Source organism: Glycomyces lechevalierae (assembly GCF_027622945.1).
Classification (GTDB): domain Bacteria; phylum Actinomycetota; class Actinomycetes; order Mycobacteriales; family Micromonosporaceae; genus Glycomyces; species Glycomyces rutgersensis.
Map to the genome: position 1 here is coordinate 140,563 of NZ_JAPZVQ010000012.1, position 19,394 is coordinate 159,956.

Below are 19,394 nucleotides of genomic sequence, written 5' to 3' on the forward strand. Positions count from 1 at the left end.
CGTCGAGTATCGCGACCGGACGGGGCGGGTGTCGACGGGGTTTTTCGGAGGATCCGTCAGACGGTCCGGTAGTAGGCGATCTTGCCGGAGATGTAGTCGCGTTTGGCGGCGAGGTCGGCCATGCGGTCGTCGACGGCGACGCGGTGCGCTTCGAGGAGGCGGATGCGTTCGGGGATGGTGTCGTCCCCGTCGCGGACGAGGTCGGCGAAGCGGGCCATCTGCTCGACGGGCATGCCGGTGTCGCGCAGGCATTTCAAGGTGCCGAGCCATTCGAGGTCGGCGTCGGTGAAGCGGCGCTGGCCGGTCGCGGTGCGTTCGACGGCGTCGATGAGGCCGATGCGTTCGTAGTAGCGGAGGGTGTCCATGGTGAAGCCGGAGCGGCGGGCGCATTCGCCGATCGTGTAGGTCGCCGCGGTTGCATTGTGTGCCACGAGCAACGAGGATACCCCACGTCCACTGCCTGCGGGTTTGCGTTGGAGTCCACTCCAAGTCCTAGCGTCGGGGGCATACGACGCGAGTGGAAGGAGACCGCTGTGGAGCGGATCGCATTGGGGCCGGACCGGATCGAAGTGTCGCGGCTGTGCCTGGGGGCCATGGCCCTCGGCGGGGTGCAGGACGAGGCGGCGAGTTTCGCGATCCTGGACCGGTTCGTCGAGTTGGGCGGGAATTTCATCGACACCGCCAACTGCTACATGTTCTGGATCGACGGGGGCACCGGGGACGAGTCGGAGCTGCTGCTGGGGCGGTGGCTGGCCGCGCGCGGGAACCGGGACGACCTGGTGATCGCGACGAAGGTGGGGCGGCGGCCGTCGTTCCCGGGCGGCGGCTTGGAGCATTCGGAGCCGTTGACGGCCGAGCGGATCGGCGCGGGCCTGGAGGAGTCGCTGGGCCGGCTGGGGACGGACCGGGTGGATTTGTTCTGGTCGCACCGCGACGACCGGGAGACGCCGCTGGAGGCCACGGTCGCTGGGTTCGACGCGGTGGTGCGGGCGGGGAAGGCCCGCATGGTCGGGGCGTCGAACCACACCGCGTGGCGGGTCGAGCGGGCCCGCGGGGTCGCCGCCGCGAGCGGTGCGGCGGCGTATACGGCGATGCAGAACCGGTACTCGTACCTGAAGCCGCGGCCGGGCACGGTCCTGCCGGAGGGCGGGCATGTGCACGCGGAGCCGTCGGACCTGGACTTCGTGGCCGAGACGCCGGGGGCGGCGCTGCTGGCGTACTCCTCGCTCCTGTCGGGGGCGTACGTGAACCCGGGCAAGCCGCTGGGCGAGCACTACCGGCACCCCGGCACCGATGCCCGCCTCAAGGTCCTCGATGAGGTGGCGGGTGAGACGGGCGCGACGCGCAACCAGGTGGTGCTGGCGTGGCTGGCCGGGCATGCGGCGCCGGTGATCCCCCTGGTGGGGGTGTCGTCGGTGGCGCAGCTGGACGAGGTCGCGGCCGGGTTCGACGTGAAGCTCGACGCCGATCAGTGGGCCCGGTTGACCGCGGCGGCTTAGCCGAGGAAGCTCAGGCGCACGGTCCGGTCGGGGTTGTCGCGGTTGGTGTCGACCAGCAGCACCGACTGCCAGGTGCCCAGGGCGATGCGGCCGGCGACGACCGGGAGCGTGGCGTGCGGGGCGACCAGGGCGGGCAGGACGTGGTCGCGCCCGTGCCCGGTCGAGCCGTGCTGGTGGCGCCACCGGTCGGTGCGCGGGAGGAGGTCGGCGAGGGCGTCGAGGAGGTCCTCGTCCGACCCCGCCCCGGTCTCGATGACGGCGATGCCGGCGGTGGCGTGCGGGACGAACACGTTGAGCAGGCCGTCGCGGGCGCCCACGGCGGTCAGGAACGCCTCGCAGTCGCCGGTGAGGTCCTTGACGTGTTCGCGTCGTCCCGTGTGGACGGCGATGGTGGTGGTGTGGAACGCCGAGCTCATAACCGCCGATCTTGCCACGCCGACCGGTGTCGTACCGTCGGGGTACGTTGTGTCCACTGCGGCGGGAGGAGATTCGTGGCGACCTATGTGGCATTCCTGCGGGGCGTGAACGTGGGCGGGCACCGGAAGGTCCCGATGGCCGAGCTGCGCGCGGCCCTCGAGGCGGCCGGGTTCGACCGGGTGCGCACCTACATCCAGTCCGGGAACGTCGTCCTCGACGCCGACCGGGACGCGACAGCGGTCGGCGAACGGGTCGCGGCCGTCGTCGCCGAGGCGTTCGGGCACACCGTGCCGGTCATGGTCCGCTCCGGGACGGACCTGGACCGGGTCGTCGCGGCGGACCCGTTCGCGGGCCGGGGCCTGGACGAGTCGAAGGTGACCGTGACGTTCCTGTCCGGAACCGCCCCCGACCTGGCCGTCCCCGCAGGCCGGCCCGAGGAGGCCCGCGTGGACGGCAGCGAGGTGTGGGTGTACTACCCCGAGGGGATGGGCCGCTCCACGCTGGACCGGACCGGGTTCTGGAAGCCCCTCGGGGCCCTCGACGCGACGACCCGGAACCTGCGGACGGTCCGCAGACTGCGGGACATGGCCGCCGACCAGACGCCGGAATGACTGCGGGGCTTGGACTATCGTGAAACGCATGTCCGCTGAGATCGCCGGGATCGACTGGAACGCCACGCCTGCCGTCGCGGGACCGGGGGCCGACCCGTACCGGGCCTACCTGGACACGCTCGGGTCGGCCGAGTCGCGCCGGACCATGCGCGGCTGCCTCGACCGCATCGCGCAGCTCCTCTCCGGCGACCCCGAGACCACCGGCGCCGGCCAGCCCTGGCACCTGCTGCGCTACGAGCACACCTCCCGGCTGCGCGCGGCCATGATCGACGCCGGCTGGTCCGGCGCCTACGTCAACAAGCACCTCGCCGCGCTGCGCCGCGTCCTCAAAGAAGCCTGGCGGCTCGATCTGATGGCCGCCGAGGACTACCAGCGGGCCTGCGACCTGCAACCGGTCAAAGCCCAGCGGCTCCCCGTCGGCCAGCAGGTCGACGCCGAAGCCCTCGGCGCCGCCCTGTACGCGTGCGACGCCGACCCCGGCCCCGCCGGCGCCCGCGACGCCGCCGTCCTCGCCACCCTCTACTCCACCGGCTGCCGCCGCTCCGAGATCGCCTCCATGCGCCTGGCCGACTACGACCCGGCCGAGCGCTCCATCCGCATCGTCGGCAAAGGCAACAAGGAACGCGCCGTCTACGTCACCGAGGCCGCCCAGGCCCGCATCGACCGGTGGACCGCCGTGCGCGGCAACGACCCCGGGGCCCTGTTCTGCCCCATCAACAAGGCCGGGCGCCTGCGCCGCACCGGCAGCCAGCTCTCCGGCATGACCGGCCAGGCCATCGCCGACCTCCTCATGAAACGCCTCGTCGAAGCCGGCCAGCGCCGCCACACCCCCCACGACTTCCGCCGCACCTTCATCGGCGAGCTCCTCGACGCCGGCGTCGACCTGGCCATCACCCAGTCCCTCGTCGGCCACGCCTCACCGGCCACGACCGCCCGGTACGACCGGCGCCCGGCCCGCCGCTCCCGCGAGGCCGTCGACCGCCTCCACCTCCCCGAAGCGTGATGTCGCATTCTGGCTAGCCGTTGTCGGACCCGGCGGGCAGTCTTGAGGGCATGGACTTCCACGCGATCATCGGCGACGAGGAGCGGATGCAGGCCGCCGTCGCCGGTCGCGACGCCCGCTTCGACGGCTGGGTGTTCCTCGCCGTCACCTCCACCCGCATCTACTGCCGCCCCTCCTGCCCTGCCGTGAAACCCAAACGCGAGCACCAGCGGTTCTACGCCTCCGCCGCGGCCGCCCAGGAAGCCGGGTACCGGGCGTGCAAACGCTGCCGCCCCGACGCCTCCCCCGGCTCCCCCGCGTGGGACTGGCGCAGCGACGTGTGCGCCCGCGCCATGCGCCTCATCGGCGAAGGCGTCGTCGACCGCGACGGCGCCGCCGGCCTCGCCCAGCGCCTCGGCTACTCCCTGCGGCAGCTCGAACGCCTCCTCATCGCCGAAGTCGGCGCCGGACCGGCCGCACTCGCCCGCGCCCAGCGCGCCCAGGTCGCCCGCACCTTGATCGAGAACACCGACCTGCCGATGGGACAGGTCGCGTTCGCCGCCGGGTTCGCGTCCATCCGGGCGTTCAACCGCGTCGTCGCCGACGTCTTCGCCTGCTCCCCCACCGAGCTCCGCATCAAGACCCAGAGCACCAAAGCCCGAGGCGGCACCGCGACCGGCGGGGGCGCGATCACGCTCCGCCTGGCCTACCGCGAGCCGTTCGAACCGTCGAACCTGTTCGGGCACCTCGCCGCCGCCGCGGCCCCCGGCGTCGAGGAATGGCACGACGGCGCCTACCGCCGCACCCTGCGCCTGCCCCACGGCCCCGGCACCGCCGCCCTCCGGCCCGGCCCCGGGTACATCGAATGCCGCCTGCGCGTCAGCGACTTGCGGGACGTCACCGCCGCGGTCGCCCGCTGCCGCCGCGCCCTCGACCTCGACGCCGACCCACAGGCCCCCATGGAAGCCCTCGCCGCCGACCCCGTGCTCGCGCCCCTGGTCGCGAAGACCCCCGGTCGGCGGGTCCCGCGCAAAGCCGACGGCCCCGAGTACGCGATCCGCGCCGTCATCGGCCAGCAGATCGCCACCGCCTCGGCCGCCACCATCGCCGCCGGCCTCGCCGAACGCTACGGTGAACCCGTCGACGACCCCGACGGCGGCCTCACTCGCCTGTTCCCGTCGCCCGAGGCGATCGCCGCCGCCGACCCCGCCCACCTGCCCATGCCCGGGAAGCGGAAGGCGACGGTGCTCGCGCTGGCGGACGCCCTCGCGGCGGGCCGGGTCGACGTGGGGCCGGGCGCGGACTGGGGCCGCACGCGCGCCGCCCTGGCCGAGGTGCCGGGGGTGGGGCCGTGGACGATCGAGATGATCGCGATGCGGGCCCTGGGCGACCCGGACGCGTTCCCGGTCAAGGACCTCGGCGTCATCAAAGGCGCCCGGCACCTCGACCTGGGGGCCGGCCGCGCCTTGGAGGCGCGCTCGCAGGCGTGGCGGCCGTGGCGGGCCTACGCCGTCCAGTACCTGTGGGCCTCCAGTGAGCACCCGACGAACCATCTGCCGACCGACGACAGGGAGACCGCGACATGACCGCAGTGAGCAGTGCCAGGCACTTGACGATGGAGTCCCCGCTGGGGCTCATGGCCGTCTCGGCGGTCGACGAAGGCGTCACCTACGTCCACATGGGCGTGGAGGAGATGAAGGACGCGTGGGGGCCCGAGGAGGCCACCCCGGTCCTGGAGGCCGCGGTCGACCAGCTCGAGGCGTACTTCGCGGGCGAGCTCAAGGAGTTCGACCTGCCGCTGGCCGCGCAGGGCACCGCGTTCCAGCACAAGGTGTGGGCCGAGCTGTGCCGCATCCCCTACGGCGAAACCGTGTCTTATATGGACATCGCGGAGCGGATCGGGGACCGCAAGGCGGTGCGCGCGGTCGGGCTCGCGAACGGGCGCAACCCGATCGCGATCGTCGTCCCCTGCCACCGGGTGATCGGCGCGAACGGGAAGCTCACCGGCTACGCGGGCGGCTTGTGGCGCAAGGAGCGGCTGCTGTCGCTCGAACGCGGCGAACCGGCGCTCTTCGCCTGAGCCGCAAGGACGCTCAGATGAGGGTGACGGTGAGTTCGACGGTGACCGTCTCGGATTCGACGACGATGTTCGCGGCGTAGCAGATCTCGGCGGTGCACCCGGCGGGGAGGGTCCCGGTGGCGGTGCCGCCGGGGCTCACCCCGGCCACCAGCGGCGCGTCCATGGCGTTGTCGGCGAGGAAGTCGTCGAAGTCCTCCGAGGGGATCTCGACGGTGACCTCGGCCCGGTCGCCCGGGGTCGGCGAGTCCATCTGCGTCAGGTCCGCCTCGGCGACCTCGGTGCTCTCGGGGTAGGACAGGTGGGTGGCCTGGGCGACGGTGGCGATGCTCGGCTCGGGCCCGCCTTCGAGGGCCCACGCGACGCCCCACACCGCGGCGAGCAGCCCCCCGAAGACGCACACGAGCCACACGGCGGCGATCATCGCGCGGCGGACCGTCGGCTGCGGCGGGGGTTTCATGGCCGCGACCCTACCCGAATCCCGCGAGTGACCGTCACGTCCACCCCGGGGGCCCGGCGCCGCGGCGGTTCGCGGTTATTGGGCGAACGCGCCGATCATGTCGTACAGGGCCGCAGCGCGATCGGCGTCGCCGTCGATCGTCACGGCGTCGGCCGGGACGCGCCGCCACAGCCACAGCAGGACCTCCCCTGCCGTGCCGGTGACGACGGCCTGCGCGTCGGCTGCGGTCCCGTCCTCGGCGGTGACCGCGCCGTCGGCGACCCGGACCGTCCAGGCCCGGCCGCCGGTCTCGAGCGCGACCGCGAGCCCGTCGTTGCCCGCCAGGACCGGCGCGACCCATTCGCGGTAGGCCCGCGACCCCCAGGTGAGCATCACCTGCGCCATCTCGTCGACCCCGTCGAGCGCCAGGTCCGCGTCGACCGGCCCGGCCGGGCCCCCGGCGGCCAGTTCGGCGTCGACGCGGTGGATCACCGTCTCGTGGGCCATGCGGCGGATCCAGAACCCGACGGTCTGGTCCGGCCCGTACCAGGTGAACGCGAGACTCTCGGGTCCGCGGGCGTCGAACTCGGCCTCGAGGTCGGCCAGCGCGGCCGCGTACTGCGCGGCGGGCGTCCCGGGCCGCGCGATCCGGAAGTCCTCGCCGGGGTCTTTGAGCCGCCGCATCGACTGGATCTTGTGGTCGTAGGTCTCGGTGACGTGGTCGAGGAGGTCGGCGGCGGTCCAGTCGGGGCAGGTCGGGACGGGCGCGTCGGGCGCGGCCGCCGCCGCGGCGGCCTGGAGGCGGGCGGCTTCGGCGGTCAGGTGGGCGCGGAGGGCGGTGAAATCCATCCCTCGATCGTCGCACCCGGGTACGACACCGGGCCCGGCACACCGGTGCCGGGCCCGGGGGTGCGGGGTCAGTGCCCGGCTTCCATCCGCTCGACGGCGTCCTTGGCGTCTTTGAGGCTGGTGCCGGTGATCTCGCGGTAGACCTTGATCGCCTGGATCTTCTTGCCGCGCATGATCAGGTCGCGGACCTCCCCGAACGGGTCGGGTTCGGTCGGGGCGTAGTCGCGGATGTCGAGGTGCTGCATGACCAGGTCGAGTTTGCGCTCGATCCGGGCGAGGGCCTGCAGGGTCGGGTCGTATCGCACGGGTGCTCCTCGGATCTCGGCGGTGATGTCGGTGCCGCCCATGCTAGAGCCCTACGGCCGCAGGTGCTCCCGCCAGCCGCCGGCCGCGGTGATGTCGGTGCCGGAGGCCTCGGCGGCGGTGAACCCGGTGGCCCAGGTGCCGTCGGCGAGTTCGACCTTGCCGAGGCTCATCGGCGCCGGGAGCGCGGCGAGGAACGCCCCGAGGGCGGCGGGGCTGAGCCGCCACCGCTCCCCCGGCAGGCTCGCCCCGCCCGTCCCGGTGCGGACGACGAGGGGTTTCGGCGGGACCGTGTCGAGCGCGTACATCCGGTAGGCGGGTGCGGTGAGGATGTCGCCGGTGTAGCGGGCGCCGAGACCGGTGAGCTGGTGGTTGAGGGGCATGCCCGTGAGGTGCGCGCCGAACACGACCAGATCCGCGCCCTCGGTGACGTAGAGGGGCGGGTCGGTGCGCTGGAGGCGGGCGGCGAGGTCGAGGGCGACCTGATCGTGGAAGGCCGGGACGATGAGGCTGACGCCGAACCCCTTCGTGCCGGCGGTCCCGGCGGGGACGGCCACCGCGGCCATGTCGAGCAGGTTCACGAAGTTCGTGTAGGTGCCCATCCGTGCGTTGACGCCGATCGGGTCGGCCGCGACCGCATCGAGGGTCGGGTGCAGGGGCGCGGTCGGCAGCAGGAGCGCGTCGAACCCTTCGAGGAGCGTCGCGGCTTCGCGGCGGACGGCGCGCAGCCGCTGCTGGTCCGCGACGAGGTCGGCGCCGGAGAACGCGGCCGCGGACCGGACGATCGCCGCCACCGTCGGGTCGGCGTCGTCGCTGTCGAGGTGCGCGCCGAACGCCGCGAACCGTTCGGCCACGAGTGCGCCTTCATACAGCAGCAGCGCCGCGTCCAGCAGCGGCTGGACATCGATCGGGGCGATCTCGGCACCCGCCGCACGGCACTCCTTGACCGCGGCCTCCCACAGGGGCTGGAAGTCCGGGTCGAGCGGCGCCAGCGCCGCCGCGCGCGGGACCGCGACCCGCGGCACCGGCGGCGCGGCGAGCGGCGCGTCCGCGGGCCACACCCGTGACGCCGGGTCCAGCGTGCTGGGTCCGGTCATGGTGCGCATCGCGGTCGTGGCGAGCGCGAGGTCGGGGGCGAACACGGTGAGGCAGTCGTAGGAGGCGCAGGCCGGGACGACGCCGTCGACCGGGACGAGCCCGAGCGTCGCCTTGATCCCGATGAGCCCGTTCAACGCCGCAGGGACGCGCCCGGACCCGGCGGTGTCCGTGCCGAGCGCGAAGTCCGCGATCCCGAGCGCGACGGCCACGGCCGACCCCGACGAGGACCCGCCGGAGATCAGGGCCGCGTCCGCGGCGGCCCGCACCGCCCCGAAGGGGCTGCGGGTACCGACCAGGCCGGTCGCGAACTGGTCGAGGTTGGTCTTGCCCAGGCAGATCGCCCCCGCCGCGCGCAGCCGCGCCACGGCCGTCGCGTCCCGCACCGGCCGGTACGCGAAGGACGGGGCGGCGGCGGTGGTGGGGAGCCCGGCGACGTCGATGTTGTCCTTCGCGGCGAACACGGTCCCCGCGAGCGGCAGGTCGCCGCCGGCGGCGACGGCCGCGTCGACCCGCGCCGCCTCGGCGAGCACGTCGCCCGGGTCGCGGACGGCGATCCACGCCTCGGGCCGGTCGGCTTCGGCGAGGCGGGCGAGGGCGGTCTCGACGCGTCGGGTCGCGCTGGTGTTCACGTAGTCCCCTGTCTGGTTGTCCACTGGTGGTCCACTGTCGCCTATGGTGCGGCGATCACGAGCAGCGGTGTGCCGGGCGCGGCCTGTTCGCCGGGCCGGGCGAGCACGCGGGTGACCGTGCCGCTCGCGCTGGCGGTCACGGGCATCTCGAGTTTCATCGCTTCGAGGACGACGACCGTGTCGCCGGCGGTGACCTGGTCGCCTGCGGTGACGTTGACGCGCCAGACGCTGGCGGCCATGGGCGCTTCGATGAGGGTCTCGCCGGGGGCGAGGTCAACGGCGTGGCCGGTGTGGGGGGCCGGTTCGGTGTGGTCGCGGTCGAATTCGCCGGCGTCGGCCCAGCGCTGCCGTTCGGCTTCGAACGCGGCGGCCTGGCGGCTCTGGAACGCCTCGATGCTGTGGGCGTTGTCGGCGAGGAGGCGCCGATAGTCGGCGTAGGCGAACTGTCCGGGGCGAATGTCGATCTCGGTGCGGCCGGCGGCGAGTTCGCGGCGGGTCTCGGCGAGTTCGTCTTCGCTGACGCGTTCGAACACGACGCGGTCGAAGAACCTGAGGAGCCACGGGAGGCCGTCGTGGAAGGACGCGAGGTCGCGCAGGCCAGCCCAGATGGGGGCGGTGCGGCCGACGAGCTGGTAGCCGCCGGGCGAGTCCATACCGTAGATGCACATGTAGGAGCCGCCGATGCCGACGGTGCCTTCGGCGGTCCAGGTGCGGGCGGGGTTGTACTTGGTGGTGACGAGCCGGTGCCTCGGGTCGACGGGGACGGCGGCGGGGGCGCCGAGGTAGACGTCGCCGAGGCCGAGGACAAGCCATTCGGCACTGGTGGCGATCGCCGCGACGTCCTCGATGGCGTCGAGGCCGTTGATGCGGCGGATGAACTCGATGTTGGAGGGGTTGAACAGGGCGTCGTCGCGGACGTTCGTCGAGTAGCGGGCGATGGCCTCGTCGACGACCGAGTCGTTCCAGGAGATCGGGAGCCGCACTTCCCTGGAGGGGACGGTCATGTCGTCGATGTCGGGCAGGTCCTGCTCGAGTTCGACGAGGAGCCCGGTGAGGGCGCGGATGGGCAGGACGTCCGGGTCGACGTGGAGGTGGAGGGAGCGGACGCCGGGGGTGGTGTCGATGAGGCCCTTCGGATTCGCGGCGGCCAGGGCGTCCATGAGGGCGCCGACCCTCATGCGCAGACCCAGGTCGAGGTGCATGGGCCCGTATTCGAGGAGGACCGCGTCGTCGCCGGCGCGGCGGTAGGCGACGGCGGGCCGGTCGCCGTCGGGGTCGATCGCGGCGAGCGTCGCCGTGTCCTTTTGGGCGTTGACGAGCGGGACCGGCCGCGCGACGGGGTTCGCGCGGAGCCGGTCGGCCTCGGTCTCGGCGACGGGCAGGAAGCGGACGATGTCGCCGGGGCGCAGCTGCCCGAGCTTCCACCGGTCGGAGGTGGTGACGGTGAACGGGCACGCGAACCCGCCGAGACTGGGCCCGTCCGGGCCCAGAAGCGCCGGGGTGTCGCCGGTGAAGTTGACCGTGCCCACGGAGTACGGGTTGTCGTGGAGGTTGGAGGGGTGGAGGCCGGCCTCGCCGCCGTCGGTGCGCGCCCACTGCGGGCGGGGCCCGTCGAGGCGGACGCCGGAGCGTCCGGCGTGGACCTGCACGGACCAGTCGGCAGCGTAGATCCGCTCCATGTCCGCGGTCGTGAAGTAGTGCGGGGCGGGCTGGGGGCCGGGGGTGACGGCGAGCGTCCACTCGTGCCCGAACGCGGGACGGTCGGCGGCCGGGACGGAGGCGGCGTCGCGATGGCCGGTGGCGGCGGGCAGGAGCCGGTCGCCGACGCGCAGCTGGTCGCCGGTGTAGCCGCCGATCCGCCCGGGCGGGAACGTCGACGCCGAACCGAGGAAGGTCGGGACGTCGAGGCCGCCTTGGAACAGCACGTACGTGCGGGCGCCGGCGCCGGCGATGGCACCGACGGCGAGTTCGCCCCCGGCGGGCACCCGGATCGGCTCCCACTGCGCCACGGGGTCGCCGTCGAGGGTGACGGGCGCGGGCGCGCCCGTCACGCACACCGTGGCGGGTGCGCTGAAGCGCAGGGCGGGGCCGGTGATGGTGCATTCCAGGCCCGGGGCGCCCTCGGGGTTGCCGAGGGCGCGGTTGCCCAGCCGGAACGAGTAGTCGTCCATGGGCCCCGACGGGGGGACGCCGACCTGCCAGTGGCCGATGCGGCCGGGCCAGTCCTGCACGGTGGTGAGGACCCCGGCGGCGACCACGTCGATGCGCGGCGACGCGTCCTCGATCGTCGCCACCGTGGAGGTGTCGTGCGTGACCGCGGCGACGCGCTCGTCGGCGGCGGCGGCACGGAGCTGCCCGAGGTTGGTGTGCACGCCTTCGATCCTGGTCTCGCCCAAAGCCGCAGCCAGCTTGGTCCAGGCATCGGCGCGGGTGGCGCCGGTGGTGATGATCTTGGCGAGCATCGGATCGTAGGTCGCCGGGACGTCCAGGCCCCGTTCGATCCACGTGTCCACCCTGGCCGTCGCGGGGAGGTCGACGCAGGTGAGAAGCCCCGCCGAGGGCAGGTGGTCGCGGGCGGGGTCTTCGGCGTAGACGCGCGCCTCCACCGCCGCGCCGGCGATCTCGGGGCCGGTGTCGGGCAGGCCGTCGAGGAACCCGGTGTCCCCGGCGGCGGCGCGGATCATCCACTCGACCAGGTCGATGCCGAGGATCTGCTCGGTCACCGGGTGCTCGACCTGCAGACGCGTATTGAACTCCAGGAACGACGCCTCTTCACGCTCGGCGTCGTAGATGAACTCGACAGTGCCCGCCGACCGGTACCGCGCCGACGCCGCCAGGGCCCGCGCCGCGTCATGCATCCCATCCCGCACGCGCGCAGGAAGGTTCGGGGCGGGCGCCTCTTCGATGACCTTCTGGTGACGGCGCTGCAGGGTGCAGTCGCGGTCGGCAAGGGAGACGACACGCCCGGCCCCGTCACCGAACACCTGCACCTCGACATGCCGAGCCCGCCGCACATACCGCTCGAGGTAGACCGCATCGTCCCCGAAGTTGTCGGCCGCGAGCCGCTGCACCGTCGCGAACACCTCGGCGAGCGCGCCGGCATCCTCGGCGACGCGCATGCCGATGCCGCCGCCACCGGCCGAGGCCTTCACGATCACCGGGAACCCCACCGCCGCGGCCGCTGCGACGGCGGCCTCGACGGTGGGGAGCGCGGCCGTGCCCGCCGCGAGCGGCACCCCCGCGGCGGTGGCGGCCTCGCGCGCGGTCACCTTGTCGCCGAACAGCTCGAGCTGCCCCGGGGTGGGACCGATGAACACCAAGCCGGCTTCGGCGACACGCCGCGCGAACTCGGCGTTCTCAGCCAGGAACCCGTACCCCGGATGCACGGCCTGCGCGCCCGTGTCCTTCGCGGCAGACAGGATCGCATCCACATTCAGATACGACTCGGCCGGCGCGGCCGGGCCCACGCACACCGCCGCGTCCGCCTCGCGCACATGCAACGAGGCCGCGTCGGCCTCGGAGTAGACGGCGACCGTGCTGACGCCGAGCCGGTGGGCGGTGCGGGTGATGCGCCGGGAGATCTCGCCCCGGTTGGCGATCAGGATGCGGTCGAACACGACACTCTCACTCTCGAAAACGATGGGGTGGAACGGTTAAGGGGCGGACGGCGTTCGCCAGATGCGCCCACGTCAAGGCCGCCTCAGCGCGACCGACCACAATAGACCTGGAAGTTTCGATGTGGCGAGTCAGAATCGACGTCGCCTCCTCGTACCGGCCCTCGAGCGCGCCCTCGGCGATCGCGATATGCTCCTCGATCGTGTCGGCCATCCGCTCCGCGGTGAAGTAGTCGAACATCCGCGCCGGCCGGATCCGGTTGTTCACCACCTTCAGCGACTCCGCCAACTGCACGTTCCCCGACGCAGCCAGCAGCGTCAGGTGATAGCGCTCATCCGACTCGACGAACCCCGCGTCCGGCCCCGGCGGAGCCTCGCGCAACCGGTACCACCGCTCCAACTCCGGACCCAGCAGGTCCGCGTCGTGCCGGACCTCCGGATCCGAAGCCGCCCGCGCCAACCCCCGCAGCTCAAGCGTCAACCGCACCTCGTACAAGTCGTTCAACTGGTCGATCCGCGGCCGATACGGATACAACCCGTCGACCTCCCGCGACACGAGACCGTCGGCCGACAAACGGCTCAACGCCTCCCGCACCGGCGTACGCGACACCCCGTAGTTCCCGGCCAACCGCTCCTCACCGAGCCGCTTGCCCGGCTCGTACCGCCCCGCCATCAGATCCGCCCGCAACGCCACGTACACGCGCGCCGCGAGCGGCCCCTCCATGTCCGGCAAAGCCGTGTAGCCGCTCATATCGCCATCGCCTCCCGCACCCGCTCGACCGCACCGTCCCCGGTCGCCCCCGTGGACGCCACCCGCCCCGACCGCAGCACCGAGAACCGGGCCGCGGCCTGCAACGCGAACCCGAGGTGCTGCTCCACGAGCAGCACCGAGAGGCCGCCATCACGGGCGAGGTCGACGATGGTCGACTCGATCTCGGCGACCACGTTCGGCTGGATGCCCTCAGTGGGTTCGTCGAGGATGAGCAGGCGCGGTTCGGTGATGAGCGCGCGGGCGATCGCGAGCTGCTGGCGCTGGCCGCCGGAGAGGAGTCCGGCCTGCCGGTTGAGGAGGCCCCGGAGGGCGGGGAAGCGGTCGAGCTGGGTGTCGATGAGGGTCTTGCCGTGTCTGCGGCCGTCGGCGACGAGGCGGAGGTTCTCGCCTGCCGTCAAGTGCGCGAAACATTGCTGGCCTTGGGGGACGTAGGCCATGCCGGCTTTGACGCGTCTGTTGGCGGGGCGGCGGTTGATGGTCTCGTAGGTGCCGTCGGGGCGGGCGAGTTCGATGGTGCCGGACATGACGGGGATGAGGCCGACGACGGCGCGCAGAAGGGTGGTCTTGCCGGCGCCGTTGTGGCCCATGACGGCGACGACTTCGTCGGCGCCGATGTCGAGGGAGACGTCGTGGACGACGGGGGTGCGGCCGTAGCCGCAGGTGAGGTTACGCAGTCGCAGCATCGGCGGGCTCCATGTCGGACTCGGTGTGGGTGGTGCCGAGGTAGACCTCTTGGACGCGCGGGTCGTTCGAGACGTCGTCGACGGTGCCGGCGGCGAGGACGGTGCCGGCGTGGAGGACGGTGACGCGGGAGGCGAAGGCGCGCATGAAGTCCATGTCGTGCTCGACGACGGCGACGGCGCGGGTGGCGGCGATGTCGTGGAGGAGCCGTCCGGTGGTCTCGCGTTCGTCGGCGCCCATGCCGGCGATGGGTTCGTCGAGGAGGAGGACGTCGGCGTCGCCGACGAGGAGCATGCCGATCTCGAGCCATTGCTTCTGGCCGTGCGCGAGGATCCCCGCGGGGGTGTCGGCGTGCTCGTGGAGGCCGATCTGTTCGATGACGGCGGTGACGTTCGCCGGCAGGTGTGCGCGGCGGCGCAGGAGGGTCCAGGGGGAGCGTCCGGCGCCGGCGGCGATGTCGAGGTTCTGGGCGACGGTGAGGTTCTCGAAGACGGTGGCGGTCTGGAAGGTGCGGCCGATGCCGGCGCGGGCGATGTGGTGGACCTTCTTGCCGCGCAGCTCGACCGCGCCTTTTCCAGCAGTGTCTTTAGTGACGGAGCCGGTGTAGCGGGCGAGGCCGGTGATGGCGTCGACGAGGGTGGTCTTGCCGGCGCCGTTGGGGCCGATGAGGAAGTGGACTTCGCCTCGGTCGAGGGTGAGGTCGACGCCGTTGACGGCTTTGAACCCGTCGAAGTCGACTTCGATGTTCTTGCAGGTGAGTGCGGTCGTGCTCATGCTGTGGCCTCCGCGGTGGCCGGTTCCTTGCGGAACCGCTTGGTGGCGGCGGCGATCGAGGCGATGCCGCCGGGGAGCAGGGCGATGACGACGATGAACAGCAGCCCTTGGGCGTAGGTCCACGCGGAGGGGAACTGCTCGGAGAGGGCGGTCTGGGCGGCGGCGACGGCGAGGGCGCCGACGACGGGTCCGACGAGACTGGCGCGGCCGCCGATGGCGACGCCGAGGATGAACATGATGGAGGGGACGATGCCGATGCTGGCCGGGGAGATGATGCCGACGACGGGCACGAAGATCGCTCCGGCGACCGAGGCGAACAGCGCGGCGGTCGCGTAGGCGACGACTTTGATGTTGGCGGCGTCGTAGCCGAGGAACCGGACGCGCTCTTCGGCGTCGCGGACGGCGACGAGGAGCTCCCCGTAGCGGGAGCGGCGCAGCTGGAGGGCGACCGCGACGACGACGAGGAGGACCCCGGCGGCGATGAAGTACAGCATCTGCTGGTTGACCGGGTCGTCGAGGTTGTACCCGAAGAAGTACCGGAACCGGGAGAGGCCGTTGAACCCGCCCATGGACTGTTGTCCGATGAGGAGGATCGCGAAGGCGCCGGCGAGGGCCTGGGAGAGGATCGCGAAGTAGGCGCCTTTGACGCGGCGTTTGAACACGGCGAACCCGAGCAGCACCGCGAACGCGGTCGGGACGATGAGGATCGCCGCGATGGTGAACGCCGGGGAGCTGAACGGCGCCCAGTAGGCGGGGAGTTCGCGGATCCCGGCGAGTTCCATGAAGTCCGGCACCGACCCGGGGCCATTGCGGAATTCGGCGTCGGCCATCTTCATGTGCATGGCCATGAGGTAGGCGCCCATGCCGAAGAACACGCCTTGGCCGAGGGTGAGCATCCCGCCTCGCCCCCAGGCGAGGCCGATGCCGACGGCGACGATCGCGTAGCACAGGAACTGCGCGAACAGGCCGAGCCGGAACCCCGACAGGAGGAGCGGGGCCGCGCCGAAGAGGACGAGGGCGGCGGCGGCGAACCCGGTCCAGATGCCGGCGCGCGTCGCGAGGAAACGGGTCATGCGAGGCTCCTCGTCCGCAGCGTGAACAGGCCCTGGGGGCGCAGTTGGAGGAAGACGACGATGACGATGAACACGCCGACTTTCGCCAGCGACGCGGTCGAGTACGTCTCGAACACCGCCTGGAACGTGCCGAGCGCGACCGCGGCGACCACCGCGCCCTTGATCCGGCCCATGCCCCCGGCGACGACGACGAGGAACGCGTCGACCAGATAGGACTGGCCGGTGGTGGGGCTCGTCGACCCGATGAGGGTCAGTGCGACCCCGGCGACCCCGGCCAGGCCCGAGCCGATGAAGAACGTGCCCGCGTCGACCGCCCGGGAGGAGATCCCGGCCGTCTCGGCGAGGTCGCGGTTCCCGACGACGGCGCGGATGCGCCGCCCGGCCGGCGTGAACCGCAGGACCAGGGTCACCGCGGTGACGGCGACGACCGCCAGCGCGAGGATGAACAGCCGCGTCTTCGGGACGGTGGTGCCGAGCAGGTCGACGCCGCCGCGCAGGGCCTCGGGGACGGTGACGTTCACCGCCGGGGCCCCGAACACGTCCCGCGCGACCTGCTGCAGGACCAGGCCGACGCCGAAGGTGACCAGGAGCGTGTCGAGCGGCCGGTGGTAGAGGTGGCGGATGAGCACGGCCTCGAGGATCAGGCCCATCGCCCCGCCGACGAGGAACCCGACGGGGAGGGCGATCAGGAGGGACGCCCCGGCGTCCCCGACGAGCTGCTGCGTCACGTACGCGGTGTAGCAGCCGGCCATGATGAACTCGCCGTGCGCCATGTTGATCACGCCCATCTGGCCGAACGTGAGCGAGAGGCCCAGCGCCGCCAGCAGCAGGATCGAACCGGTGCTCAGCCCGGTGAACACTTGCCCTACGAGGAGGTCCACGGTGTCTCCTTCCTGATCGCCCGCATGATTAGTTGCTCACCTGGAGGTCGGCGGCCCAGTCGTAGCCGTCGAGGAACGGGTCGGGGTCGATCGGGCCCTCGGACTCCCACACGGTGTACAGCAGGCCGTCGGCATGGATCTCGCCGATACGCGCGGTCTTGGTGACGTGGTGGTTCTCGCCGTCGATGACGACCGTGCCTTCAGGACTGTCGAAGGAGACGCCGTCGGCGGCGGCCTGGACGTCGGCGACCGCGAACGAACCGGCCTTCTCCACCGTTGCGGCCCACAGGTACACGGAGTTGTAGGCGGCTTCCATGGGGTCGGAGGTGACGCGGTCGGCCCCGTACTCGGCCTTGAACGCCTCGACGAACGTGGTGTTCGCCGGCGAGTCGACGGTCTGGTAGTAGTTCCAGGCCGCCAGCTGCCCCTCGATGTTCTCCACGCCGATGCCGCCGACCTCCTCTTCGGCGATCGAGACGCTCATGACCGGCATCTCCTCGGCGGTGAGGCCGACGTTGGCGTACTCGCGGAAGAACGCGACGTTCGAGTCGCCGTTGAGGGTGTTGAACACCGCGTCGGCCCCGGCGGACTTGACCTGGTTGACGATGGTGGAGAACTCGGTGGACCCGAGGGTCACGTAGTCCTCGCCGAGGATCTCGATGCCGTGGGCTTCGGCGTAGGCGTTGATGATCGCGTTCGCGGTGCGGGGGAACACGTAGTCGGAGCCGACCAGGTACAGCGACTTGACGCCGGTCTCGGCGAGGTAGTCGAGCGCGGGGATGATCTGCTGGTTGGTGGTGGCGCCGGTGTAGAAGATGTTCTCGCTCGCCTCCAGGCCCTCGTACTGGACCGGGTAGTACAGCAGCGAGTCGTTGTCCTCGAAGACCGGGAGCATCGCCTTGCGGGAGGCCGAGGTCCAGCCGCCGAACACCGAGGCGACGCAGTCCTCGCGGATGAGCTTCTCGGCCTTCTCGGCGAACACGGTCGGCTCGGACGCGCCGTCCTCGGCGACGATCTCGATCTTCTTGTCGAGGACGCCGCCGGCGGCGTTGATCTCGTCGACGGCGAGGTAGATGGCGTCGCGGACGGTGGTCTCGGAGATGGCCATGGTTCCGGAGAGGGAGTTGAGCGCGCCGACCTTGATCGTGTCGCCGGAAGTGTCGACACAGGACTCGGCGGCGGCGGTCTCCTCGCCGGCGCGGGAACCGCACGCGGAGGTCGCGACGAGCGCGGCGACGGCCGCGGCGGCGGCGAAGGTTCGGGTGAGATCTCGGGCAGTGAACGTGAAACGCTGTGGCATGCGGTGTTCGACCTTTCGCGCGGTGAGTCCCGGCTCGATGGGGACCGGGGCCTGCAAGGGGTACCGTCGCAGGCAGCGGCGGTGTACAGGTGCGTATACAGCGTCGTATCCGCTATGGGTACAAGCTATGGGCGCGATGTTTCACCGCCGTTCACGTCAAGCACGCGTGGATGAACTCCCGTTGCGGGCGCGTAAAAAAGCCCGCACCGCCTCGCGGCGGCACGGGTGAGAAAACATCGACGAACATCAATCCAACGGGCGGGTCCGCAACCGAACCCGAACGCGCCCTGGCAGACCGGCCCTGCACGAAGCCGCCGAAACGATCCTCGAAGCCCGCCTGTCCCAGGTCTTCCCGAGCGAGTGCCGCCACCACCGCCCTTAACGGATTGACCCTCCATCCGGAACCGGCCAGGATCCAGGAATGCCGACGCACACCGTCCAGCCCTCCCCCACCCTCCGCAGCCGCGCCGAGCACAGCGGCGACGCCTGCCGCCGATGGCTCGCCGAACTCCCGGACCTCGTCGCCGAGTTCGAGACGCGCTGGTCGATCACCGTCGGCGAACCGCTGCCCGACGCGAATGAGGGCTATGTGGCCCGTGCGGTGCGCGAGGACGGGACCCCCGCCGTCCTGAAGCTGAATCTTCCGCTCGATCACCGGCGCAACCAGATCGACGTGCTCGAACGGGCGCGAGGCCACGGCTACGCCCGGGTCCACGCCGCCGACCGCGAGCGGCAGGCGATCCTGCTCGAAGCTTTGGGGCCGTCACTCGCCAGCCTCAAGCCCGCACCCGCGCGGCTGTTCGGCGTCCTCGGTGCCGTTCTCGCCCAGGCCTGGTCGATCCCGGTCGACGAGGCGACACTGTGGTTCGGCGAGCGCAAGGCGGGCGACCTGGCCGCGATGATCGAGCACCATTGGGGTGCGTACGGCAAGCCCTGCTCCGCCAAGGTGGTCGACCTGGCGCTTCGCTACGCGGACCGCCGCTCCGCCGCACACGATCCCGACCGGTGCGTCAACGCCCACGGCGACCCGCACGCGGGCAACGCACTCCAGGTGCAGGAGCCCAGGCCTGGCGCCGAGGCCGGGTTCGTGTTCATCGACCCTGACGGCGGGGCCATCGAGCCGGCCTACGACCTCGGCGTGATCCTCCGGGACTGGGACGACGAGATCGCCGCCTCGCGCGACCCGCTCGCCTTCACCCGGCGGCTGTGCACGCTACTCGCCGATGCGACCGGCGTGGACTGGCAGGCGATCTGGGAGTGGGGCTTCATCGAGCGCGTCGCGACGGGCCTGTGGGTCCTCGAGTTCGGCCAGGAGTGGGGCCGCGACAAGCTCGCCGTCGCCGAACGCCTCATCGGCGGCCGCTGACGGCTCGGCGCGGGTGGACGCGGGCGAGT

At 72.0% G+C, this 19,394-nt stretch carries 19 protein-coding genes; 6 read left to right on the forward strand and 13 right to left on the reverse strand.

Annotated elements, in window-relative coordinates; genetic code table 11:
* Positions 1–56: 56 nt before the first annotated feature.
* Entirely contained in the window at positions 57–431 is a 375-nt protein-coding gene (locus O2L01_RS18460; RefSeq protein WP_270123478.1) for a MerR family transcriptional regulator, read from the reverse strand.
* Between the two features lie 102 nt (positions 432–533).
* Here O2L01_RS18460 and O2L01_RS18465 point away from each other — a divergent pair, with 102 nt between their 5' ends.
* On the forward strand, positions 534–1,499 hold the full coding sequence (locus O2L01_RS18465) for an aldo/keto reductase (RefSeq protein ID WP_270123479.1): 966 nt from the start codon (positions 534–536) through the stop codon (positions 1,497–1,499).
* On the opposite strand, the gene O2L01_RS18470 is transcribed toward O2L01_RS18465, so the two are convergent.
* Entirely contained in the window at positions 1,496–1,915 is a 420-nt protein-coding gene (locus O2L01_RS18470) for a secondary thiamine-phosphate synthase enzyme YjbQ (protein ID WP_270123480.1), read from the reverse strand. The genes O2L01_RS18465 and O2L01_RS18470 overlap by 4 nt on opposite strands.
* 75 nt (positions 1,916–1,990) lie before the next feature.
* Here O2L01_RS18470 and O2L01_RS18475 point away from each other — a divergent pair, with 75 nt between their 5' ends.
* Genes O2L01_RS18475 through O2L01_RS18490 form a run of 4 tightly spaced genes read left to right on the forward strand, consistent with a single transcriptional unit; the run spans position 1,991 to position 5,589 of the window.
* Positions 1,991–2,527, forward strand: a complete 537-nt coding sequence (locus O2L01_RS18475) for a DUF1697 domain-containing protein (protein WP_270123482.1) — start codon at positions 1,991–1,993, stop codon at positions 2,525–2,527.
* A gap of 28 nt (positions 2,528–2,555) precedes the next feature.
* Positions 2,556–3,530, forward strand: a complete 975-nt coding sequence (locus tag O2L01_RS18480; protein WP_270123484.1) for a tyrosine-type recombinase/integrase — start codon at positions 2,556–2,558, stop codon at positions 3,528–3,530.
* Between the two features lie 50 nt (positions 3,531–3,580).
* The gene (locus O2L01_RS18485) at positions 3,581–5,095 is read left to right on the forward strand and encodes an AlkA N-terminal domain-containing protein (protein WP_270123485.1); all 1,515 of its coding nucleotides are present in this window, start codon (positions 3,581–3,583) and stop codon (positions 5,093–5,095) included.
* On the forward strand, positions 5,092–5,589 hold the full coding sequence (locus O2L01_RS18490; RefSeq protein ID WP_270123486.1) for a methylated-DNA--[protein]-cysteine S-methyltransferase: 498 nt from the start codon (positions 5,092–5,094) through the stop codon (positions 5,587–5,589). The genes O2L01_RS18485 and O2L01_RS18490 overlap by 4 nt, the downstream gene beginning before the upstream one ends.
* A 13-nt stretch (positions 5,590–5,602) precedes the next feature.
* Here the strand turns inward: O2L01_RS18490 and O2L01_RS18495 are convergent, their stop codons facing one another.
* The 11 genes from O2L01_RS18495 to urtA form a co-directional block, all read right to left on the reverse strand.
* Complete coding sequence (locus O2L01_RS18495; protein WP_270123487.1) at positions 5,603–6,046, reverse strand: hypothetical protein; 444 nt, start codon at positions 6,044–6,046, stop codon at positions 5,603–5,605.
* Positions 6,047–6,121: 75 nt separating this feature from the next.
* Entirely contained in the window at positions 6,122–6,874 is a 753-nt protein-coding gene (locus tag O2L01_RS18500; RefSeq protein ID WP_270123488.1) for a maleylpyruvate isomerase family mycothiol-dependent enzyme, read from the reverse strand.
* A gap of 68 nt (positions 6,875–6,942) precedes the next feature.
* A complete protein-coding gene (locus tag O2L01_RS18505; RefSeq protein ID WP_270123489.1) occupies positions 6,943–7,221 on the reverse strand; it encodes a ribosomal protein L7/L12 in 279 nt (92 codons plus the stop codon).
* 9 nt (positions 7,222–7,230) lie between these two features.
* Positions 7,231–8,928, reverse strand: coding sequence for an allophanate hydrolase (atzF, locus tag O2L01_RS18510; protein ID WP_270123490.1), 1,698 nt, complete (start codon positions 8,926–8,928; stop codon positions 7,231–7,233).
* Positions 8,929–8,945: 17 nt separating this feature from the next.
* The gene (uca, locus tag O2L01_RS18515; protein ID WP_270123491.1) at positions 8,946–12,521 is read right to left on the reverse strand and encodes an urea carboxylase; all 3,576 of its coding nucleotides are present in this window, start codon (positions 12,519–12,521) and stop codon (positions 8,946–8,948) included.
* 7 nt (positions 12,522–12,528) lie between these two features.
* Positions 12,529–13,269, reverse strand: coding sequence for a GntR family transcriptional regulator (locus tag O2L01_RS18520; RefSeq protein WP_270123492.1), 741 nt, complete (start codon positions 13,267–13,269; stop codon positions 12,529–12,531).
* Positions 13,266–13,973, reverse strand: a complete 708-nt coding sequence (locus tag O2L01_RS18525) for an ATP-binding cassette domain-containing protein (RefSeq protein ID WP_270123493.1) — start codon at positions 13,971–13,973, stop codon at positions 13,266–13,268. The genes O2L01_RS18520 and O2L01_RS18525 overlap by 4 nt, the downstream gene beginning before the upstream one ends.
* Positions 13,957–14,745, reverse strand: a complete 789-nt coding sequence (gene urtD / locus O2L01_RS18530; RefSeq protein ID WP_270123494.1) for an urea ABC transporter ATP-binding protein UrtD — start codon at positions 14,743–14,745, stop codon at positions 13,957–13,959. The genes O2L01_RS18525 and urtD overlap by 17 nt, the downstream gene beginning before the upstream one ends.
* A complete protein-coding gene (urtC, locus tag O2L01_RS18535; protein WP_270123495.1) occupies positions 14,742–15,818 on the reverse strand; it encodes an urea ABC transporter permease subunit UrtC in 1,077 nt (358 codons plus the stop codon). The genes urtD and urtC overlap by 4 nt, the downstream gene beginning before the upstream one ends.
* Positions 15,815–16,699, reverse strand: a complete 885-nt coding sequence (gene urtB, locus O2L01_RS18540) for an urea ABC transporter permease subunit UrtB (RefSeq protein ID WP_270123496.1) — start codon at positions 16,697–16,699, stop codon at positions 15,815–15,817. The genes urtC and urtB overlap by 4 nt, the downstream gene beginning before the upstream one ends.
* Before the next feature lie 28 nt (positions 16,700–16,727).
* Positions 16,728–17,999, reverse strand: a complete 1,272-nt coding sequence (gene urtA / locus O2L01_RS18545) for an urea ABC transporter substrate-binding protein (RefSeq protein ID WP_270123497.1) — start codon at positions 17,997–17,999, stop codon at positions 16,728–16,730.
* Between the two features lie 421 nt (positions 18,000–18,420).
* Here urtA and O2L01_RS18550 point away from each other — a divergent pair, with 421 nt between their 5' ends.
* Positions 18,421–19,365, forward strand: a complete 945-nt coding sequence (locus O2L01_RS18550) for an aminoglycoside phosphotransferase family protein (protein WP_270123498.1) — start codon at positions 18,421–18,423, stop codon at positions 19,363–19,365.
* The last annotated feature ends 29 nt before the right edge of the window (positions 19,366–19,394 follow it).